This is a genomic window from Noviherbaspirillum malthae (assembly GCF_015352985.1).
Classification (GTDB): Bacteria; Pseudomonadota; Gammaproteobacteria; order Burkholderiales; family Burkholderiaceae_D; genus Noviherbaspirillum; species Noviherbaspirillum malthae.
Genome location: NZ_JACYXF010000082.1, coordinates 1 through 22,387, shown reverse-complemented (window position 1 = coordinate 22,387; position 22,387 = coordinate 1). Strand labels below are relative to the sequence as shown.

Sequence of the window (22,387 nt, the reverse complement as noted above, 5' to 3'; positions counted from 1 at the left end):
TCAAGCTGGCTATCTGCGCCGAGCAATCGTTCCGGCGTTTGAAGGGATTCACCTGGCTGGCAGAGGTGATTCGAGGAGTGAAGTTTGTCGATGGAGTTCGTGAGCATCAGCAGCTGGCCGCCGCCTGATCACTGACCCGTCAATACACAACATTTGACGATACCTCTCCTACGTAGTCATGACTGGATGAAGACCTTGAAGGTACTGCTAATTGGCTATTGCCTAGCCGTGGATCCATTTGAAAAGATGGAATGCACTGATTCTCAGGAGTCATCCGGTATGCTTTATCACACCGGATGAAATCCAAACCCTGATTTACTTTTTAACCATGGGGCAACGCGAGTCCTTGAGAGGCTGGAACGCTTCATCAGCAGAAATCGTCGCTTTGATTGTGAAATAGTCCCAAGGATACTTAGATTCGGACGGCTTCTTTACTTGCACAAGATACATCTCATGGACCATCCGCCCATCTTCGCGAATCTTACCGTCTTTAGCGAAGAAATCATTCACGGGCATCTTCTTCATCTGCTCAACAACTTTTTTCGCGTCATCTGTACCAGCAGTTTTAACAGCCTTCAGATAGTGTTGAATCGAAGAGTACTGGCCAGCATGAATCATCGTTGGCATCTTCTTTTGGTCGGCGAAGAAACGCTTTGACCATGCGCGGGTTTCCTCATTGCGATCCCAATAGAATCCGGTCGTAAGGTACATACCCTGAGTGTTCTTCAGACCGAGCGAGTGGACGTCTGTAATAAACATCAAAAGCCCTGCTAGTGATTGCTTCGGCGTTATTCCAAACTCAGCTGCTTGCTTGATCGCATTTGCCGTGTCTGCACCAGCGTTGGCTAAACCAATCACTTGGGCTCCGGACGTCTGAGCTTTTACGAGATAGGAAGAAAGGTCACTTGAAGGGAAAGGATGGCGTACGCTGCCAACGACTTTACCACCACTGGCTGTAACAACGGCGGATGTATCCTTTTCTAACGCGTGCCCAAATGCATAATCGGCGGTCAGGAAGTACCAGCTTTTGCCGCCTTGGTTCGTCAAAGCTTTAGCGGTGCCATTTGCTAGCGCATAGGTATCATACGCATAGTGGATCGTGACATCATTACAATTTTCGTTAGTAATAGAACTAGATGCGGACGCTGTTGGCAGGACAACCCTTTCCTTCTCCTTTCCAACTCTCATAACTGCAAGTGCCACCGAAGTCGTTACAAGATCCGACACGACATCGACACCATCACGGTCGAACCATTCCCTAGCTTTGCCTGCAGCAACGTCGGTCTTGTTCTGGTGATCTGCAGTAACCATCTCGATTTTGAAAGTTGGCTTTTCTTTCGCGATGAAATCCTCGATCGCCATCTTAGTGGCTGCCACCGAGCCTTGACCTGCCAGGTCGGAATATGAGCCGGACAAGTCAGACATAACGCCGATCTTGACCACATTGCCGGATATCTGCGCGTGTGCTGTGCATGAAAATGCAAGCACCATCGATCCGACGGTAGAAATTTTCTGGACTTTTTTCATGATGTGTCTCCTGTTTCAAAGATAAACTCGGATCCCTATCCGAGCTGTTACGGCAACCACTCTGGTTGAACTGGGTTATCGCCTTCTTGTTGTTCTTATCTAGGTGCCTTCGGTTGAAGACTGCCTTGGCGGAATGCCAATTACTTCAATAAAAAAGATCTGCCTTGTCGCCGAGTCCATATAACGTCCGCTTCTAAACAGACGCAACACTTCCTCTAGGTGCGTCATCAGCGATGTGCACCTTGCTTGGGGGCGTAGATTCATAGGTCAGATCAAAACTTATATAAACATCCACGCATCTTGATCCAACCGAGTACTCGATCGCACCTCTAATCAAATGCTCTTTAGTTGACGCTTCTGCTGGTGGTTACATCCTTGCATTACCCTAGTTGAAGCAAATTGGTCCTACATCATGAAAACGAGATTAATCCGCTCTTACTACTTTGTACGTGAGGTGTAACGATGCGTCATCCGATAATACGCACGACGGTGCGTCCCTTCACTTGACCTACTGTAAATTCTTGAAAGCAAGACGGTAAGGTGGCGAGGTCTATGACTCTAGTCGAACTTAACAGATGACGAGGTTTTAGGTCACCAGCAAGACGTTTCCACACTCCTTCCCGCACCCTAAAGGACAGGTTGCCGGAGTCAATTCCCAGAAGACTCACACCACGCAGAATGAAGGGGAAAACCGTACTGTCGAGTTTAGGGCTTGCAGCGTTCCCGATACTGGCGACGATTCCGGACTGCTTCATTGACGCGATCAGCCAACTTAGAACTGGTCCACCAAGGTTGTCGATCGCCCCAGCCCATTGCGCTGTTTCTAACGGACGAATATTTGCAAGATCAACCGTTGTCGATAGTTTGACAGCACTCGCGCCGATACTCTTTAGGTAATCCGATTCCGATTCCTTCCTAGTCAATGCGACAACTTCGTAGCCTTTGTTAGCAAGCATGTCGATTGCAAGACTGCCAACGCCCCCCGTAGCGCCCGTGACAATGACGGGTCCGCTTGCAGGCATAAGCCCGGCTCTCTCCATCCTGTCAAAAGCAAGCCCGGCGGTAAATCCTGCAGTTCCCAGCGCCATGGATTCCAGCAGATCTAACCCAGGTGGTAGTGGAACAATCCAGTCGGCAGGTATTCGCGCAATTTCAGCATAGCCACCGTGGTGTGATACTCCAATATCGAAACCAAGCGCAATAACCTTATCGCCGGGCTTATACCGCGCGTCCGCACTTGTGATGACTTCTCCGGCAAGGTCGATGCCACCCACGCAAGGAAATCGCCTGATAATCTTACCTAACCCGGTCGCTGCCAAGGCGTCCTTGTAATTAACACTTGAATAGTGCACCCGAATCGTTACATCGCCTGCATCAAGTTGATCGCACGTCAGAAACTTCAATTGGCCAGAGACTGCCCCGTCCTCTGCCTTATCGACAACATATCCTCTGAATGTATCCATGGCTGCGTTCCTAATTAAGGCCAATCTGATCTAGGTTACACATCTTATTCACCGACGTCTCTCTCCCGATACTGTCACTCAACCCCTGTATAACCAAAGGGTTTTAACAGCCTAGTTCAAGGGAATTAAGTGCTGACGTCCCGACTGTATTCAGTCGCCAACGAACACTGGCTTGCGTTTTTCCAAAAAGGCCTTAACACCTTCCGCTGCATCAACGGTTTGCGTGGACGACGCAAACAGCGCTGCTTCGGCTTCAAAGCCTTCATGCAATGATAAGTCGAGTGCTTTTGCGACTGCTTGGCGCACCATCTGCAGTGATGCCGGCGGGGGATTGCCGAGTAGAGCGGCAAAAGCAGTGCCAAGCGCTACAGGGTCGTCACCATCCTCTATCATATTTACCAAACCGATGCGCTCTGCTTCGTCGGCATTGACAGTACGGCCAGTCGACATGATTTCCAGCGCACGCGATGCGCCGACAAGCCGAGGAAGCCGCTGAGTGCCGCCATAGCCTGGGATCAGCCCAAGCTTGATCTCAGGCAGGGCGAAACGAGCCCTTGTGGTCGCGACCCTGAATGTGCAAGCCAACGCCAGTTCAAGGCCGCCGCCAAAGGCAACGCCATGAACTACTGCGATTGATGGAATCGACAAGGTATCCAGCTTGGCAAACGTTTGCTGTCCGCGCCGGGCGAACGCCTGCTGCGTATCGAGGTCTCCGCCGAGTATTTCCTTTACGTCGGCGCCGGCGCAGAATGCCTTCTCTCCACCTCCTACAATGATAAGGACGTTTGCTTTTGATTGCTGTACTTCGTCAATCAGATTGCCAATACGCTCTACCATTTCGCGATTCAAAGCATTCAGGACTTCTGGCCGGTTCAACGTGATGATTGCTGCGCTGGCCTGAAATGTCAGGGTAGCAGTCATCACTTTTCCTCTTTCATTTTAGCGGCCGATTGGTTGGCAACGTCTCGGAAGCGAGGCTTGCGCTTTTCCATGAATGCTGCAACACCTTCCTGCGATTCCGGTGTGCCGTAGTATAGACTCAGTGCCTGCATGCCCAGGCCGCCAATGCCACGGATCGAATCGGTGTCTGCGTTGAAGGAGCGTTTTGCAATTGCAAGTGCAGTCGGGCTCATTGCCAGGATTTCCTGACACCAGCGGTCAACTTCTGCGTCGAGTTCCGCTGCTGGAACGACAGCATTGACCAAGCCCATCGCCAATGCCTGTTGAGCAGTGTAGCGCCGGCACAGGTACCAGATTTCCCGGGCTTTCTTCTCGCCGACCACTCGCGCCAGCAATGCTGTGCCAAATCCGGGATCGACGGAACCGACCTTCGGCCCAACTTGACCAAACTGAGCAGTTTCCGAAGCGATCGCGAGATCGCAGCATGTAACTAGAACGTTGCCGCCGCCAATGGCATAACCATTCACGCGGGCGATAACCGGTTTCGGCACTTCCCTGATCAGTCCCTGCAGCTCTTCTACTGGCAAGCCGATTAGCCCACGTCCATCGTAGCCACCGTCATGGGCAGACTGATCGCCACCGGTGCAGAACGCTTTGTCGCCGATGCCAGTCAGAACGACCACGCCGATCGAACGGTCCCAGGCTGCCTTGTGAAGTGCGTCGATGAGTTCGTCACAGGTCCTACCTCGGAATGCGTTGTATTTTTCCGGACGATTAATGGTAATGCGGGCGACACCGGCGTTAGCTTCAAAGAGAATATCGGTATAGTTGCTCATTTTTGATCATCCATGCATTGTCAGACCGCCGGATACACTGACCACCTGCCCAGTAATGAAATTGGCGTCATCGCTAGACAGAAATGCGACAATTCCTGGGATATCGTCCGGCTGTCCAACACGCTTGAGCGGAATTGCGCGGACCAACCCGTCGTAGATTTTTTTTCCAAACTCGCCTTCACCAGTGAATGAGCGCAGAATGGCTGTATCAGTAGGGCCAGGGCAGACCACATTTACACGCACGTTACTACGTGCGCATTCCCGTGCGATTGTCTTACTGAAGGCAATGATCCCGCCTTTGCAAGCCGAGTAGACGGATTCACCGGACGAGCCGACGCGGCCAGCGTCCGACGAGATGTTAACGATTTTCCCGCCTCCATTAGCGATCATGATCGGCAGTACTGCATGGTGCAGGTTCAACGCCCCCATCAAATTGATGCTAATGACTTTGTTCCAGAAGTCAGGGGTGGTTTCGACGAACTGCTTTGCGAGGTCCCAACCGGCGTTGTTGACGAGCACGTCGATCCGACCTAGTCGGTCTTTAATTTCGCCAACCTTACCTGCCACTCCTGCGTGGTCCGTAATGTCCATCACCATGGGGGTGATGTTGCCTTCGAACTCCTTCAGGCTTACCACAAGTTCTTTCAGCCCGTTGTCGTTGATGTCAACCGCGACGACATGAGCGCCTTCTTCGCAGAAACGTCTAACTAAGGCTCCTCCGATGCCGCCTGCAGCGCCGGTGATGATTGCAACTTTTTGTTGAAGGCCACGCATTATACTGACTCCTTTATCTGCGCCTTGCGCGCTGTGATGACTTCTGCCGCGTGGGCACGAAGCTTAAATTTTTGCAGCTTCCCTGTCGCCGTCCTGGTAAGTGGCTCGAAGACGATATGCCGAGGCACTTTGAATCCAGCCAATTTTGTGCGGCAGAACTGGGTAACCTCGGTTTCAGTGACTTGCCCTTGATATTCCGGTTTAAGTTCAATCAAGGCACACGGTACTTCGCCCCACTTCTCATCAGGGACGGCAACAACGGCCACACCCATCACGGCAGGGTGTGTGTAAAGCACATCCTCCAGCTCAAGCGATGAGACGTTCTCGCCACCAGAAATAATGATGTCCTTGGAGCGGTCCTTGATTTCGATATAACCGTTCTCATGTACAACCGCAAGATCACCTGTGTGATACCAACCGTCTGCAAAAGCTTCTTGTGTTGCAGCGGCGTTCTTCAGATAGCCCTTCATTCCGAGATTTCCTCGGAACATCACTTCACCCAGCGTCTTACCGTCGTTTGGAACCGGATCATAGGTCTGGGGCGTGCAAACCACCATCTCGTCAGTGACAACAGTACGTACACCTTGCCGTCCCAAGTGAACCATACGGTCAGCGAAATTCAGATCGTTCCAGCTCTCCTGTACCTGACACAGCGTAGTGATGCCATGCATTTCCGTCATACCGTACACATGGAGGACCGAGAAGCCCATCTCCACTATCTGCTGGAGAATTGCGACCGGCGGTGAAGCACCTGCACATACGACTTTGATCGGCTGATCTGGCGTTTGCCAACTCGCGGGCTTCCCGTTAATCAAAAAGCTCAAAACGGTGGGCGCGCAGCAGAAGTGAGTAACTTCGTGTTTCTCGATCGCAGTGTAAATGTCCTCGGCCGCCACCTTACGCAAGCAAACATGGGTGCCACCCACTGCTGCAAGTGACCATGCATAGCACCAGCCGTTACAGTGGAAAAGCGGCAGAGTCCACAAGTAGACTGGAACGCGACCGGTCAGCTCTGCACTGATAATCTGTCCAAGCGCGTTCAGGTAAGCCCCCCTGTGGTGATAGACCACGCCCTTCGGGTTTCCTGTCGTTCCGGAGGTGTAATTCAACGCAATCGCGTCCCATTCATCTTCAGGATATCGCAGGTCTACCTCGTCATTTGCTCCAGCGACAAATGCTTCGTATTCGATCTCTCCGATCAGTTCGGAACAACCTGCGTCAGGGTCAGCGATATCGATGACCTTGATTTGCATACCGGTCATTGCGATGGCTTCCCGCGCAACCTTAGCGAACTGCTGATCTACCAGCATTACTTTGGTCTCGGAATGTTCGAGAATGAAAGCAATCGCTGCAGCATCCAGCCGGATGTTGATGCAGTTGAGTACGCCGCCGGATAAGGGCACGCCGAACTGCGCCTCCACCATCGCTGGAACATTCGGTGCGATGATTGCAACAGTATCGCCCCGCTCCACACCCGCAGAGATCAGCGCCTTGCCTAGCTTATAGCAACGGCTTGCGTACTCTGCCCAAGTAAACCGACGCTCCTTATAAATGACGGCTGTCCGATTCGGGAAGACCTCTGCGGAGCGGTTCAAGAATCGGATCGGCGTAAGCGCCTGAAAATTTGCTGCGCACCGGTCGAGATTGGTATTGTACTTATGCATTGTCTGACTCCTCAGGTAACCTAGTTCCCACTTTTAAAGTGCAACGGCAAGCCGTGTAGCTTGATCAATAGCCCTCAGCGCATCGAGTTCGCTTGCCACATCGGCCCCGCCAATCACGTGGAATTTGATCCCCGCCTGGTCAAGTTGCACATAGAGATCCCGATTCGACACCTGACCAGCGCACAGAATGACATTGTCGACCTGAAGGACATGAGCCTTGCCATCGACCGTGTAGTGCAGGCCATCGTCATCAATAGCGTCGTAAGAGGCGCCGGCAGTCATTGATACCTTGGCCTTACGAAGCTTTGCCTTAAGAATCCACCCAGTGGATTTGCCAAGATTCTTTCCGAGCGATTCCGATTTGCGCTGGAACATGTGCACTTTTCGGCTAACAGGGTGCTCGACAGCCGGCGCGAGACCTCCTGGTGTCGAGTTGTCACCATCAACGCCCCATGCTTTGAAGAACGCTTCTGTCTCCAAAGTTTCCGCGTGGTCGCCAAGCAAAAACTCGGCCGTATCGAATCCGATTCCGCCGGCTCCGATGATGGCAACGGTGTTACCTACCTCGACCCGTTTGGTCAAGACGTCAATGTAGCTAACTACCTTAGGATGGTTGATTCCCGGAATTTCCGGAGTCCTCGGAATTACTCCCGTTGCAATAACGACTTCGTCGAATTTCCCGCCACCCAGATCGGCCACCGTTACCTTTTTACCTAAGTGAACCTTGACTCCGTTCTTCTCGAGCATTACGCGGAAGTACCGCAGCATCTGATAAAACTCGTTCTTACCAGGCACGACTTTCGCCATATTGAGCTGCCCACCCAGTTCGGCAGCGGCCTCGAACAATGTGACCTGATGACCTCGTTCCGCGGCATTAATGGCAAACGACATACCCGCCGGCCCACCTCCGATGACTGCGATGCTCTTCGGTTGTTCAGCCTTCTCGGTCGTAAATTCGATCTCCCTCCCAGCCCTCGGGTTTACCAAGCAGGTCGCTGTTTGATCGGTGAAGATCTTGTCCAGGCATGCCTGGTTGCAGGCGATACAGGTATTGATTTCTTGCGGCACGCCCAAGCGGGTTTTCTTCGCAAATTCTGGATCCGCGAGCAGAGGGCGCGCCATAGAAACCAGATCGGCCGCGCCAGAGGCAATGACCTCTTCCGCTGTTTCCGGGGCGTTAATTCGGTTTGACGCCATCACTGGGATGGAAACGGCGGTTTTGACGTTCCTCACTGCTGACGACCATGCAGCCCGGGGTACGGTCGCAGCGATAGTCGGTACCGCTGATTCATGCCAGCCAACGCCCGTGTTAATCATATCGGCACCCGTTGCTTCAACTCGGCGAGCAAATTCAGCGATTTCCGCACCAGTCATCCCGCCATCCATCAGATCGATCGAAGAAATGCGGTATATGATCATGAACTCAGCGCCGACACGGGCACGGACTGCCTTGATAATTTCCAAAGGGAATCGAATGCGGTTATCGAAATTTCCACCAAATTCATCGTCGCGATGATTGGTAATCGCAGCGGTAAATTCATTGATCAAGTAGCCCTCGGAGCCCATGATTTCAATGCCTTCGTAGCCTGCCTCCTTCGCTAATGAGGCGGTATTGGCAAAGCTGTCAATTAGATCCCATATCTCTTGCAGACCGAGTTCCCGTGGGGGGTAGACATTGATACGTGCTTTACCGGGAGAAGGTGCGACACACGTGGGCACTTTTGCATAGCGTCCAGCATGCAGGATCTGGAGGACGATACGTCCGCCGGCTTTATGGACTTCAGAAGTAATAAGGCGATGCTCGTGGAGCTGATCACGGCTATTCAGCAACGGACCGCCCTCATCCATGACTCCCTCCGGAGTGGGCGAGTAACCACCGGTGAGGATAAGGCCAATCTCCCCTGCAGCGCGTGTTGCGTAGAAAGCGGCCAGACGTTCGTGCGGACGATCGAGGGTTTCAAGCCGCGTGTGCATTGCCCCCATAACCATGCGGTTTGGAAGAACAACATTACCGACTTTAATTTCCGACAGGACGTGGGGAAAGGTCATTGCAGGTCTCCGTTATAGTGATTTCCCGATTTGGAAATCTTCGATCTTCTCTGCGTTTATGTCAATACCTTGATGTATATTTTTTTTGTTGGTACAGTGGATCAGGTTATGTGCCCTGTAAATTGCTTCTTTATCATCAACACCTCTACATATGTAATTGCCCTAGCAAAAGGGAGTTGCTCGTTGCTTTATATAAAACAACCTAACGAAGGACTTTTATGCCGGAATATGTTGCTCCATTGAATGACATGCGTTTTCTGCTTCATGATCTGGAATACCTGGATAAGCTTGTCGGCTTACCCCCATACCGAGACATTTCGTCCGATGTAGTGCATGCCATCCTTGAGGCGGCAGGAAGTTTTGCCTCTGGCGTCCTGTCACCGCTTAACCAAAGCGGCGATATAGAAGGTGCAAAGTTGGGGAAGGATGGGGTAGTGATGCCTCGTGGTTGGCACAAGGCGTATCAAGACTTCATTGAAGGCGGCTGGACGTCCCTTTCCTCGTCTGAAGACTATGGCGGTCAAAATCTCCCTCAGTTGGTTTCAACGTTCGTCGAGGAGATCTGGAACGGGGCCAACTTGGCCTTTACCTTATCTCCGATGCTTACGCGTGGCGCACAACAAGTGATTGCAAGCCGGGGCTCCGACGCAGTCAGAAGAATGTTTTTACCTGCAATGGTACGGGGAGCATGGACAGGGACCATGGTGCTTACGGAACCGCATGCAGGTTCGGACCTTGCCGCTATTCGTACACGTGCAGTTCGTCATACCGATGGAACTTATCGTCTACATGGACAAAAAATCTTTATTACGTACGGTGACCATGACATGGCACCTAACGTCGTTCATCTGGTCCTCGCCCGGGTAGAAGGGGCGCCTCACGGCAGCAAGGGGATCTCGTTGTTTGTCGTACCAAAGATTCTCGTCAACCAAGACGGCACACTGGGAGAGCGAAACGATGTGCGTTGCGTATCGCTCGAGCACAAAATGGGGATCCATGCGAGTCCGACCTGCGTTATGGCATTCGGAGACAATGCCGGTGCCACTGGATATCTTGTTGGCGAGGAAAATCGAGGTTTGGACAACATGTTCGTCATGATGAACGCCGCGCGTTTCGCTGTGGGTTTGGAAGGCTTAGGAATCAGTGAACGCGCCTATCAACACGCACTCGCCTACGCAAAGGAACGCGTCCAGGGTACGGACATCAGCGGCGACAATAGCGACAGGGTAAAAATCATTCGCCATCCGGACATTCGACGCATGCTGCTCTCAATGAAGTCGCGAATCGAAGCAATGCGCGCCCTCTCCTGCTCTGTCGCTGTGGCTATGGACCTTGCAGCCCACCACCCAGAGGGCTCAACGCGATCTCAGAATCAGGCGTATGTTGATCTCATATTGCCTGTGACGAAGGGATGGTTCACGGAAAACGGTGTTGAGATCGCTTCGTTAGGTATCCAGATCCACGGCGGCATAGGATTTATCGAAGAGACTGGCGCTGCACAGTACCTAAGAGATGCGCGGATTACATCAATCTATGAAGGTACCACTGGTATCCAAGCACTGGACCTGATTGGTCGTAAAGTGGCGCGAGACAAGGGCCAAGCGATTCATGCTCTCATCGACGAGATGTGCCAGGTTGGAGCCAACCTTGAGCGGGAGGAAGATGCTGATTTGACTCATATTGGTAAGGCGCTTCATGCCAGTCTGGTTGCACTTGGCGATAGCGTGCAATTCATCATTGACACCTACCCAACTGACCCACATCGCGCCGCCGCGGGGGCCGTCCCCTTCCTAGAGCTTTTCGGTATCGTTTGTGGTGGCTGGCAACTCGGATTGGCTGCGCTCGTTGCAAAACGCAAGCTAACGGAGTCATCCAACAACTCCTCTTTCTACGTAAACAAAATTCAGACTAGTCGTTTCTATGCTGACCATTTCCTTTGCAGCGCAGGGGGGCTAGCTCAGAAAATCATTCAGGGCGCAAACGCCGTTCTCGCATTGGACGAGATGCATTTTTAGAGCTACTTGACCGATCGGGTGATTGAAAATTCGCTTCATCTGGAACAAAACATATATATTCGACGAAAGGATTTACCATGAATTTTTCAAATATAAAACTAGAATTCGAGAACAGCATTGCTCGACTCACCTTGAACAGACCAGAGAAGCTCAACAGCCTAGATGACCAAACAAATGGTGAACTGTTGGCCGCGTTGAACTTGGTGCAGAATCACGCGGCAGCACGCGTTCTCGTGCTCACTGGCTCGGGTCGCGCTTTCTGCGCCGGTCAAGACCTTGCGGATCCGACAATGCAGGCCGATAACGGCAAGCTGCCTGATATTGGTAATGTCGTTGAAAAGAACTTCAAACCGTTTGTGATGGGACTCCAAAACCTGCGCGTGCCGACCATTGCGGCGGTTAACGGATTAGCTGCGGGTGGTGGCGTAGGGGTTGCTCTAGCATGCGACATAGCCGTTGCGGCACAGTCTGCATATTTTCTGCAAGCGTTCTCGCGAATCGGATTAAGTCCTGACACAGGTAGCACATGGTTTCTGACTCAGCGCCTCGGCATCGCTCGCGCAATGGGTTTAGCTATGCTTGCAGAAAAACTTCCTGCTCAAAAAGCGGCTGAATGGGGCCTAATCTGGCAGACAGTCGAAGATGCGGCATTCGTAGCAACCGTCGATAGGCTCGCGCATCAACTAGCATCAATGCCGACGAAAGCGCTTGTCCGCACTCGGCAGGCTATGCAAGCGGCTATTACCCATACGTTGGAGCAGCAACTTTCTACGGAAGCGACATTTGTTCGGGAGTTGGGCTGGAGTGCTGATTACCAGGAAGGCGTCAAGGCCTTTGCAGAAAAACGTACCCCACATTTTACAGGTAAGTAATCCACAAAATCCTTAGCGGAGAGGCGGTGCTCCAAGTTAGTGTCGTGGTTCTTGGAGCAGTTACTCGCTATGGCGCGAGCCAAGAATCAAATTCGGGCAACATTTTGATGTTCAAAAGGCCGTTGCAAGCCGATACGGCTCAAGGGTCCGTGAGGCTTGACCGCAATGGCGAGGCGATCTTGGAACGAGTTACCTGTTTCTTTGAAAGAAACAACACATTTCGTATGTGAAACTAGCCATAGTCACAGTAGAAATATGTTTCCATAAAGAAACAACATGACCAGCAATGTTGTCTATGTTCCTATAAATCGTTTCTGCAAAGGAGGCCTGCTATCGAGGTTGTTTGCGGCTGCTCAGTTGTCGAATTGAAGTAAAAATACAAGTAAGGTAAAGTACTTTGCGTATCGGAACAGAAGTCCGACGTCTTTTCTGCTACTCTATAGTGGCTATATCGAGTGGTTGCAGAACAGTGCAAATGAATATTTGTACATGAGTACATGAGAATCAGTTGCACAATAGAAAGTTCGTCGTGCGAGGGTTCGCATTCCTTGGACGCATATTCTTGTTTAACTAACCACTTTTTTGAAATATTTAGTATGCGCCCTGCCCACAAAATCATGGACGTCTCTTCCTTACCTGGGGATGATGCGATTGACTCTAGTTACGAGCAATCGGTCTCATCCATACACAATCGACTGTTTTTCCGGGTTTTCCAAGTTGGTAATACATTGGAACGGCAAGCAACGAAGGAACTGGGAATTACATCGGTTCAATGGTCCGTGTTAGGAGCACTCTCACGACCGAAGGTCAGTGAAGGCATGCCTTTCTCCGAACTAGCTGAGTACTTAGGTGTAAGCCGACAAAACCTTGATGGAGTGCTGAAACGCTTGGAGCGGGACGAACATGTGCGTCGGATAGCCGACCCTGTTGATCGGCGTGCAAAGCTAGTGATTCTCACTCCGATAGGACGTGACTTTTGGAATACAGTCCAACCTAAAATCTATGAGTTTTATCGCCAAGCGTTGGCGGACTTTCGATTTGACGACAAGGTTTCGTTTGTTCATTACCTAAACCGCCTCAACGAGGGCATGAAAACAGTAAGTCTAGGGAAGACTGCGTCTAAAAACGACGACACATAATTATGGTTATACGGGAGTCAACTACGTCGCGTGGCGGACCTAGTTAGATTTATTTCTTTTACTTACATCATTCGCAATCTCATCAGACACCATCAATTCACGTGCCGGCTTGAGATACTTTAGATAAGCAAAAGGCTCGGACTGACCCAGCACTTCATCCTACCGCGTTCAAAATTTTCCAATGTGGCGCGCTTCCTCCCCGGTTCCGAAATTTTCAAATAGAAATGTGGATGTCCAATTTTTGGTATCACATTTCCCATATGGCGTTGGTCCCGGGGAGAACCACCTTGGGTGAAGGCTTAAACAACGATTCGAGAATCGTGTCCTGCACAGTTCCTGCAGCGGTCAAGAATTAAGCACCGCAGCTGTGCCATAGATGCTTCCCTGCGCTCACACGTCACCACTGTCTGGACAGGACAAGTTCAATGACTTGGCTTTTCCCTCTTGCACATATCCTAGCGACTCTTGGTTAGGCAGACTTCGCTCGGCCTAGCCTTGCCTGCAATAACGACATGTTGAGAAGATACCCGCTTAACTTTCTATCCAGCCTGCTAACGCCAACATCCCGCTACGACGTATATGTACCGCCTTCCCGATTCCACACCAAATGCGCACCGCTAGATGGCCAAAATCGGCCACCTACGATATTTGTCCGACAGGCTCAGTACTCATATGCGGCGGCTTTCGGAGGCATGGGGCACGGAGCAAGGTGCTACATAGAACCAGTAAAAACCAGTTCGACTGCCAAGGCTACGCTAGCTTAGGAAATAGTGGAATCTAGCACAATCAGTTCTGTTACGTGCGGCATAATGTATTGCTTCAGTTCGATATGTGCCGGCATCTCCTGGTAACGGTCGTGTGCTGATTCATCGACGAAGCTCGTAATGAAACCATGCGTAAAACCGCCTGAACGGGATGCTTCGTTCCGTACGAACCGCAATTGCATTACCCCTTCGCATGCCGTGCGCAACTGTTCAGCGTACTCGCCAATACGGGTGAAGAATTCGTCGTCAGAGCGGTTAAACTTCAACAGTACCGTGTGTGAAAACATGACATGCATAGCTTGTTGTCTATCCACGTCCAGACATCAGTTCGCCAATCCTGCTGCAAAAACTAATGGCGCACCTGTCTTATTGCGCATTTCGTCCGCAGTCACCCCAGGAGCCAATTCCACCACTGTCAGGCCGCGGTCGGTAACGTCTAGTACACCAAGGTCGGTAATGATGCGATCAACTACACCTACTCCAGTCAGCGGAAGGCTGCATTGCCTCAGGATTTTCGGTGTGCCGTTTTTGGCTGTATGTTCCATCAATACGATCACCCGACGCACCCCAGCCACCAAGTCCATTGCGCCACCCATACCCTTGACCAACTTACCTGGAATCATCCAGTTCGCCAGATCGCCACTTTCACTGACCTCCATGGCTCCTAATATGGTCAGATCCATATGGCCTCCACGTATCATTGCGAACGAAGTGGATGACGAACAGATTGAGGCGCCAGGAGCGCAAGTAACGGTCTGTTTTGCGGCATCAATCAAATCCGCATCCACTTCATCCTCATATGGCAGCGGACCAATGCCGATCAGCCCATTTTCCGATTGCAGCCAGACGTCGAGTCCAGACGGAACATGCTCTGCAACTATGGTGGGCAGACCGATGCCGAGATTCACATAAAAACCGTCCTGCAATTCGCGGCCGGCACGGGCCGCCATTTCATCACGACTCCAAGCCATACAATTCTCCTGTTACTGACGTATGCGGGTGCGCACGCGTTCGATACGCTTTTCCGGGTTTGGGTTTAGAACTAGACGCTGCACGAACACGCCGGGCAGGTGCACATCATCTGGATCGATCTCACCGACCTCCAGCACCTCCTCAACCTCCACGATTGCCACCTTGCCCGCCGTAGCGACTTCCGGGTTGAAGTTGCGAGCAGTACGCTTAAAGATCAGGTTGCCAGACCTGTCCGCCTTCCACGCCTTCACCAAAGCGACGTCAGCGGTTAAGCTTTCTTCCATCACATAGGTTTCGCCTCGAAACGAACGTGTTTCTTTGCCTTCCGCAACCTGCGTGCCGACGCCAGTTTTAGTGTAAAAGGCCGGGATACCAGCTCCACCAGCACGCAAACGTTCAGCTAAGGTTCCCTGAGGGTTGAATTCAAGTTCCAGTTCGCCAGCCAGATACTGACGTTCAAATTCCTTGTTCTCGCCTACATAAGAGGCAATCATTTTCTTAATCTGGCGGGTCTGTAACAGCAGGCCAAGACCAAAATCGTCAACCCCGGCATTGTTGCTAATGCAGGTTAGGTTTTTCACACCCGAATCACGCAGTGCGGCGATCAGCACATCTGGAATACCGCATAGACCGAACCCGCCTACCGCAATTGTCTGACCGTCCGCTACTACATCCTGGAGCGCGGCTTGTGCGCTGGGATAAATTTTGTTGATCACTTTTCTATTTGCCCCGTATTACCTAGCTTACAACTTCTTATTTTTTAACCAGTTTGCACTGGGACTGAGACAGCGGCATGGTTGCCACATCCGCCGAAATTACCGACTTGATCTTATAGTAGTCCCACGGTTCCTTTGATTCCACAGGGGACTTCACCTCGACTAACAGCATATCGTGAGCGAATCGTCCGTCTTCACGTACCTTTCCTTTGAAGAGGCCATCGTCAACCGGTGTGCTCTTCATGTATTTCATTACCGTGGCTGTATCGGTGCTGCCCGTCGCCTTGATGGCTTTCAAATAATTTGTCACACCAGAGTAATCACCCGCCTGAGCGGACGTAGGCATCTTGCCGGTCTTCTGGAAGAATCGCTTAGACCAAGCACGAGTCTTCTCGTCCCGATTCCAGTAGAAAGCTTCAGTCATCATCAGCCCTTGGGTCGTTTTCAGACCCATCGAGTGCACGTCCGAAATGAACATCAGCAGCGGCAAGACGGTCTGTTTACTCGTAGTCATGCCAAACTCACCAGCCTGTTTGATGGTGTTGGCCAGATCGGAGCCAGCATTGGCCAGCGCAATCACGTCAGCCTTTGACGCCTGTGCGGACATCAGATAGGACGAAAAGTCGCTGGCTGGGAACGGATGGCGGACGGTACCCTTAACTTCGCCCCCGTTACCCTTCACCACCTTGGCGGCTTCCTGCTCAAGGGAGTGGCCAAGGACGTAATCAGCCGTGATGAAATACCAGTTTTTCTTGCCAGAATCGACAACAGTCTTGGCGGTTCCGGCGGTCAGCGCATAGGTGTCATACACCCAGTGCAACGTGGATGGCGTGCATTTGTCATTCGTTAGCGGCAAAGCGCCACCAGTCGTAACTAGGGCGATTTTGTTTTTTTGTTCCGCAATGGCAGTCACGGCCAGAGCTGCGCTGCTGGTGGCAAGGTCAACGATGATATCGACATCCTGTGTGTCGTACCATTCGCGCGCCTTGGAAGCAGCGATATCGGCCTTGTTCAGGTGGTCCGCATAGATCACCTCAATTTTCTTGCCGAGCACGGTGCGATCTTTGGCAAAATCGTCGACCGCCATTTCGACTGCGGTCAACGCGCCCTTTCCAGCTATATCAGCGTAAGTGCCAGAAAAATCAGTCAACACGCCGATTCTGATTACATCATCCTTACTGGCGTGCGCTGCGCCAGCACAGAGCAAGGACGACATGAGTAATGCCGTCAGCGATTTACTGTTCAAATTGTTCACGATAACTCCTCTTCTCAATATTGGATTCTTAGAAGCCTAAAAATGGTCCCACAATGCCGCTGCCTCTTGCATAAGCACTATCTCTATCGAAAACCGAACGTTTTAAATCCACTTTCGGCCATTTTCACGATAGGACAAAGCAAGCTCTAACTTCCTCTCTTTAACTATCTAAGTACACGCCTAGCTCCAGTACGCAGCTGATATACTAGCGACCGCGTTTATTGCCCTCTTCAAAATTGGACGCGGCCGCCCCTTATAACTGGCGCTTCCTAAGCGATAATTCCAGACGGCTGTCTATAACTATGGCGTTATTTATACTGGATAGGTAGTTAGTTACACCACTACCTAGCAGTGCACTTATCTAGCTTTAGGGAGTAATTCATAGACCAAGAACACCCACTCTGCAAAGGGGGCTCGGCCCCTAACGATGTACCTTAAAGGCTCATGCGCGTCTCGTAAGATTATTTTACTTTGGCATCAAAATCTCATCATTCATGACATGAGCTTGTTCAACCGATGTGTCGAAGATAACTGGTGACGCCAATAGTATTGCGGTGGCCTTGGAGCTGCAATAGCAGCGGGCGCAAGCTAGATGTGCGCATTTGCACAACGCCTGCCTGCACGCGTGCACGGCCCGGCTTTACACCGGCGAAGGATGAAAAAGAGCCAGCAATGAGGAGATAAAGACTTCACGCCGTTAGGACGCCAGTTTTCCTCAGTCTACTTTCGAAACAAATTGGGATGCTGATCGATCAAAGTTCGAATGTGATCCCAAACTAACCGATGACGCTTGATTTTCAAAAGATCTTCGGGCGCTGCAATCCATAGGCTACGCGTCATCAGCGGCTGATCGGGAAAAATACTAATTAGGTCAGTGCTTTGCAGCGCTACGTATGGTGTCAACAAGACCAGCCCCATGCCAGCAGCCGCAGCAGCGCGCTGGGCAAGAACGCTCGTGGCAGTGAAGCTACGCTTCGGATTGGGTGTCAGTTCTTCTAGCACGCGGTATCGATCAGTGACGGCCCCATTATGAATATAGTCCACAAATTCGTGCTGAATGACATCACTTAGCTGCCAAATGGGTGGGTGGGAGTCTCTATAACTAGGTGAACAGTAGAGAAAATAGTCCACTTCCGCAAGTCTAGCCACCTTGTAGCGCCCCATCTCAGGAGGATCGAGGGTCACAAGGATTTCGACTTCCCGCGTCACTAGGCTGGGGAACTGGGGTTGCGCCATCAATTCAATATGCAACCTAGGATGCTTCTGACGAAGTGGAACCAAGCTTGTAGCAAGGACATTAATACCAAAGGCTTCAGGCGTGCCGACGCGGACCGATCCTTCGATGGTTTCTGCTTTGCCCGAGCTTTCCTCAACTGCTGCAAGAAGAGCATTCTCCATGGCCTCAGCATGAGGGATCAGCACTCGTCCGGCATCAGTCAGCGAATAACCGCTACGGCGCCTATCGAACAACACAACCCCTAACTTAGCTTCTAGTCGGTCGATCCGGCGAGATACCGTGGAATGCTCCATCCCCAGTCGCTCACCAGCAAGCGAGATAGTGCCAAGGCGGGCTACGGCGAGAAAGACGCCAAGATCGTTCCATTCTGGAAGCTCATTCATCTGTCAATTGTGCACTAATGCACAACGAGGTTGCAACGGTTTTCTTTTATAAATGCATTGTCTGCCGCAAAATCGCGAACGCCATCTTGAGAGGGTCAACGGCAGGCACTAGCGCGTGCCAATTAGCGTACTCTTTCAAACTACTGGCCTACCTAGCGGAAAGTAAAAACGGAAACTGTTTGGAGACACCATGGTATTGCTTACGGTGCTAGCTGCACTGGGATTTCTCATGATTGCTGCCTATCGCGGCTATAGCATCATTTTGGCTGCGCCACTTGCAGCCATGGGCGCTGTCATATTGACCGATCCAGGAGCCGTGGCTCCAGTCTTTTCAGGCGTGTTCATGGAAAAACTCGTAGGGTTTTTGAAACTCTACTTTCCAGTTTTTATGTTGGGCGCCATATTCGGTAAAGTAATCGAGCTCTCGGGCTTCGCCGAATCAATTGTGGAGATGGCCATCCGCTACCTTGGCCGCTCACGCGCCAATCTCATCATCGTAACGGTGTGTGCTGTATTAACCTATGGCGGTGTATCGGTATTCGTCGTAGTGTTTGCTGTATATCCATTCGCTGCAGAACTATATCGGCAGGGCAATATACCTAAACGGCTGATGCCTGGGGCCATCGCACTAGGTGCCTTTTCCTTCACAATGGATGCGTTACCCGGGACGCCGCAAATCCAAAACATCATTCCGTCAACCTTCTTTAATACCACGTCTTGGGCAGCGCCCATGTTGGGGATCGTCGGTTCTGTATTCTTGCTCATATGCGGCTTGGCATATCTGGAGTGGCGTCAACATGTAGCAACGAAAAGCGGGGAGGGTTACGGTTCAAACCATGCAAATGAGCCACTACGTGTGGATAGAGCGACGCTTCCCTCACCGGCACTGGCTATCATTCCTTTGCTTGTTGTGGGACTGGCAAACTATTGGCTTACCCAGAAAATTCCGCAATGGTATGGGCAACTACACAGCGTAAGCCTGCCGGGGTTGGCTAAACCTGTGGAAACAAAGATTACGACATTGACAGCAGTCTGGGCAGTGGAAGGTGCCCTTGTCGTGGGGATTTTGGTCGTGGTTGTCGCGTCGTTTCAAGTAGTAAAACAACGTTTTGCCGACGGCAGCAAAGCGGCAGTAAGTGGTGCGATGCTAGCCTCCATGAACACCGCCTCGGAGTATGGCTTCGGTGCTGTCATCGCTGCGCTCCCCGGCTTTCTCCTTATTCGTGACTCTCTGCAGAGCATTCCCGATCCCTTGTTGAACGCTGCTGTGTCGGTCAGCACGTTATCTGGCATTACCGGTTCAGCCTCAGGGGGTATGAGTATTGCGCTAGCCGCGATGTCGGAGAATCTGATTGCCGCAGCTAATGCAGCGCACATTCCTCTGGAAGCACTACATCGGGTAGTGTCTATGGCCAGCGGTGGCATGGACACTCTTCCGCATAACGGAGCAGTCATTACCTTGCTGGCAGTCACAGGATTGACACATCGCCAAGCCTACAAAGATGTTTTTGCCATTACGCTTATCAAGACACTTGCGGCACTTTTTGTGATTGCCACTTTTTACGTGACTGGCCTCACCTAGCCAATCATTTGAAGGAAACGTTCTACAAGAGAAGCCCTTGGAGATCGTACAGAGGTTCGCATGCGGTACACCAAACGTATTGCGTTGGACTAAGTATGGCCTGAATAATTGGCTGCGCCAGGCCGCTCCTGTTTTCGACGCCTCTCTTGCACTCGAATTCATGGGGTTCGGAGAACATGAACTAGAGGAAGGGCTAAAGGCGTTTCTTTAACCTCTTCAGCCTTCTCACGATATCCCGATCTAACCGCCGCGAAGCCAATCTATTTGGTGTTTCGGCATCTGATAAAGCAACGGTTGAGACGCCTGGAATTATGTTTTTCACAACATCAGGCCGGATTTATAACGTACTGGGATACCTACTTAAGGAACAATCCTAGTAGTACTGGTCTGGTCGTGCATATGCCGCCGCCTCAGATCAACCGTCGCGTCCTGTAATGGAGATAACGCAATGACACTTAGACAAGTAAAGACAGTCGCCTTTATTGGCGTAGGAAACATGGGCGCACCTATGGCCCGTCGTGTTAAACAAGCGGAATTTGAATTGATTGTTTGTGACCGTAACCGAGCCGTGCTTGACGAGTTCGTGCGCTTGGGTGTTCGAACGACTACTGACGCTGTCGACTGCGTCGATGCGGATGCGGTAATCGTACTACTGGCCAACGACGCGCAAATCATGAATACAATGCTTGGTGATAAGGGCTTAATACGGGCGATCCCACCAGGGAAACACCCCATCATCTGCATGATGAGCACCACACTGCCTGATACACTCGCCGCGTTAAAGAGCCCGTTGGAGGCCGCCGGTGCGAGCTTGATTGACGCCCCAATCAGCGGCGGTATCGTCGGCGCGGAAAGAGGCACACTTACCATCATGCTCGGAGGCGAAGCCTCAGACATCGAGGCAGTCACACCATTGATGAACTCCATGGGCCAACACATTTTTCATTGCGGAGACCTGGGTTCCGCAGAAGTAGTGAAAGTAGTAAACAATATGCTCTGCCTTGCCAATATGTTTCTTACCGCAGAAGCTATAGATCTAGCGGAGAAATATGGTGTTAGTTTTGAAAAGCTCTCACCAATACTGGCTGTCAGTAGCGGCCTTAACTTTCTCACGGCCGATGCCACCACTGGACGCGCCCAATATCGCGCTTGGGCACGATCACCGGATGCCTACACCGCCATTCATAACGTAGCAAGCAAAGATCTGCATATGGCAAGGAAGCTTGCAAATTTGGCTCAGCTTGATCTCGGTCTGCTTGAACGCGTATCGCAGTATGTTGACTCGGATGACCCGGAAGCAATGAAACGATGGATGCGAAGCGGTAAGGTAATTTGATATCACGATCGTGGATGACCTGCGTTCTAAAGTCGGCCCCCTCACATCGACCGCTCCAATTATCGATCACAAACTATACTCATGCGCAGCTTATCCCTCCACACTGGGTTGAGCTCCGCCGCATGCTTGGGCAAGCACAATAGCCGGACACAGGCGTGCTACCAGAAGCGGTGTAGTATGGGCGCCGAAGCTCTTGTGGCTATGAAGTGCTATCGAGATTTGATCGCCACGATAATGACGTCGCGCCACGCGGAAAACCGCCTGGAAGTTTTGCGCCCGCTGCCGACGGTGGATCAGGAAAAGTCGACGTCCGCTCGCCAGATTAAGCAGCTAAATACCACGCGCCTGGCGCTGCCGTCGTCCAGCACGTTTTGCGCACGGATACCGCGAGGCAACAACATCACACGTTAGAGCAGGAACCGCAACGAGTCAGTTTTTTCCTCAATCAACACGACGCTACACTTCCACCGTCTGCACAGTACTTCTTGCATTCCGCCCCTTATTTCGCTGCGGATCTGGCACCAGCACTTAGCGCTGCCACTTACAGAAGTATCCCAAGCGATGCCGACAACGCCGAATAGTCATCTGGACACCCCACATTGCCAAGTTATGTCGCACGTAAACCTGCTATAACGGCGCCGTCAACTGGGTGCACGATTACCTAAACGCACCAGCGGGAGCATTCTCACAAGGCAAGCCTGCGGTCGTGCATCCAAACATCATCCGGCTGATGCAATATCTACGATATCAGTCAATACTCTGCCTTGCTCGATCATGAGGTATAACGGAATGTTGTGGATGAGGGGTAGTTGAAGAAGGCGGCGGATGCTGCTGAAATAAGGTTGTCTAGACCGAAACATTTCAGCAGAAAGGAATCCGCCACCATGGGTGACGATAGAGTTA

Annotated in this window: 18 protein-coding genes; 5 read left to right on the top strand and 13 right to left on the bottom strand. The window is 51.5% G+C overall.

The features are described 5' to 3' along the window. Positions 1-315 precede the first annotated feature (315 nt). From IGW03_RS33515 to IGW03_RS33485, 7 genes are all read right to left on the bottom strand, one after another. Complete coding sequence (locus IGW03_RS33515) at positions 316-1,527, bottom strand: ABC transporter substrate-binding protein (protein WP_194726772.1); 1,212 nt, start codon at positions 1,525-1,527, stop codon at positions 316-318. A 467-nt stretch (positions 1,528-1,994) separates the two neighbouring features. Next, positions 1,995-2,990 (bottom strand): oxidoreductase, encoded by a 996-nt coding sequence (locus IGW03_RS33510; RefSeq protein WP_194726771.1) that lies wholly within the window; start codon positions 2,988-2,990, stop codon positions 1,995-1,997. Between the two features lie 150 nt (positions 2,991-3,140). Beyond that, positions 3,141-3,911, bottom strand: coding sequence for an enoyl-CoA hydratase/isomerase family protein (locus tag IGW03_RS33505; RefSeq protein ID WP_194726770.1), 771 nt, complete (start codon positions 3,909-3,911; stop codon positions 3,141-3,143). Then, positions 3,911-4,726 (bottom strand): enoyl-CoA hydratase-related protein, encoded by an 816-nt coding sequence (locus IGW03_RS33500; RefSeq protein WP_194726769.1) that lies wholly within the window; start codon positions 4,724-4,726, stop codon positions 3,911-3,913. The genes IGW03_RS33505 and IGW03_RS33500 overlap by 1 nt, the downstream gene beginning before the upstream one ends. A 6-nt stretch (positions 4,727-4,732) precedes the next feature. Next, positions 4,733-5,500, bottom strand: coding sequence for a glucose 1-dehydrogenase (locus IGW03_RS33495; protein ID WP_194726768.1), 768 nt, complete (start codon positions 5,498-5,500; stop codon positions 4,733-4,735). After that, entirely contained in the window at positions 5,500-7,164 is a 1,665-nt protein-coding gene (locus IGW03_RS33490; protein WP_194726767.1) for an AMP-binding protein, read from the bottom strand. The genes IGW03_RS33495 and IGW03_RS33490 overlap by 1 nt, the downstream gene beginning before the upstream one ends. Before the next feature lie 33 nt (positions 7,165-7,197). Then, positions 7,198-9,213, bottom strand: a complete 2,016-nt coding sequence (locus IGW03_RS33485) for an NADPH-dependent 2,4-dienoyl-CoA reductase (RefSeq protein WP_194726766.1) — start codon at positions 9,211-9,213, stop codon at positions 7,198-7,200. Positions 9,214-9,431: 218 nt separating this feature from the next. Here IGW03_RS33485 and IGW03_RS33480 point away from each other — a divergent pair, with 218 nt between their 5' ends. From IGW03_RS33480 to IGW03_RS33470, 3 genes are all read left to right on the top strand, one after another. After that, positions 9,432-11,228, top strand: a complete 1,797-nt coding sequence (locus IGW03_RS33480; RefSeq protein ID WP_194726765.1) for an acyl-CoA dehydrogenase — start codon at positions 9,432-9,434, stop codon at positions 11,226-11,228. Between the two features lie 77 nt (positions 11,229-11,305). Continuing rightward, positions 11,306-12,100, top strand: coding sequence for an enoyl-CoA hydratase-related protein (locus IGW03_RS33475; RefSeq protein ID WP_194726764.1), 795 nt, complete (start codon positions 11,306-11,308; stop codon positions 12,098-12,100). 617 nt (positions 12,101-12,717) lie between these two features. Beyond that, positions 12,718-13,239: a MarR family winged helix-turn-helix transcriptional regulator gene (locus tag IGW03_RS33470; RefSeq protein ID WP_194726763.1), complete on the top strand. Its 522-nt coding sequence runs from the start codon at positions 12,718-12,720 to the stop codon at positions 13,237-13,239. Between the two features lie 760 nt (positions 13,240-13,999). Here IGW03_RS33470 and IGW03_RS33465 read toward each other — a convergent pair. From IGW03_RS33465 to IGW03_RS33445, 5 genes are all read right to left on the bottom strand, one after another. Continuing rightward, on the bottom strand, positions 14,000-14,317 hold the full coding sequence (locus tag IGW03_RS33465) for a Dabb family protein (protein WP_194726762.1): 318 nt from the start codon (positions 14,315-14,317) through the stop codon (positions 14,000-14,002). A 9-nt stretch (positions 14,318-14,326) separates the two neighbouring features. Then, positions 14,327-14,974 (bottom strand): CoA transferase subunit B, encoded by a 648-nt coding sequence (locus IGW03_RS33460; RefSeq protein WP_194726761.1) that lies wholly within the window; start codon positions 14,972-14,974, stop codon positions 14,327-14,329. 12 nt (positions 14,975-14,986) lie between these two features. Further along, positions 14,987-15,688, bottom strand: a complete 702-nt coding sequence (locus tag IGW03_RS33455; protein ID WP_194726774.1) for a CoA transferase subunit A — start codon at positions 15,686-15,688, stop codon at positions 14,987-14,989. 40 nt (positions 15,689-15,728) lie between these two features. Continuing rightward, the gene (locus tag IGW03_RS33450; RefSeq protein ID WP_194726773.1) at positions 15,729-16,907 is read right to left on the bottom strand and encodes an ABC transporter substrate-binding protein; all 1,179 of its coding nucleotides are present in this window, start codon (positions 16,905-16,907) and stop codon (positions 15,729-15,731) included. A gap of 759 nt (positions 16,908-17,666) precedes the next feature. After that, positions 17,667-18,566 (bottom strand): LysR family transcriptional regulator, encoded by a 900-nt coding sequence (locus tag IGW03_RS33445; protein WP_194726760.1) that lies wholly within the window; start codon positions 18,564-18,566, stop codon positions 17,667-17,669. Between the two features lie 190 nt (positions 18,567-18,756). Here IGW03_RS33445 and IGW03_RS33440 point away from each other — a divergent pair, with 190 nt between their 5' ends. Further along, positions 18,757-20,148: a GntP family permease gene (locus IGW03_RS33440; RefSeq protein WP_194726759.1), complete on the top strand. Its 1,392-nt coding sequence runs from the start codon at positions 18,757-18,759 to the stop codon at positions 20,146-20,148. A gap of 448 nt (positions 20,149-20,596) precedes the next feature. Beyond that, the gene (locus IGW03_RS33435) at positions 20,597-21,484 is read left to right on the top strand and encodes an NAD(P)-dependent oxidoreductase (RefSeq protein ID WP_194726758.1); all 888 of its coding nucleotides are present in this window, start codon (positions 20,597-20,599) and stop codon (positions 21,482-21,484) included. A 719-nt stretch (positions 21,485-22,203) separates the two neighbouring features. Here the strand turns inward: IGW03_RS33435 and IGW03_RS38480 are convergent. Next, a partial coding sequence (locus IGW03_RS38480; protein WP_228536255.1) for a hypothetical protein occupies positions 22,204-22,387 on the bottom strand: 184 nt, incomplete at its 5' end.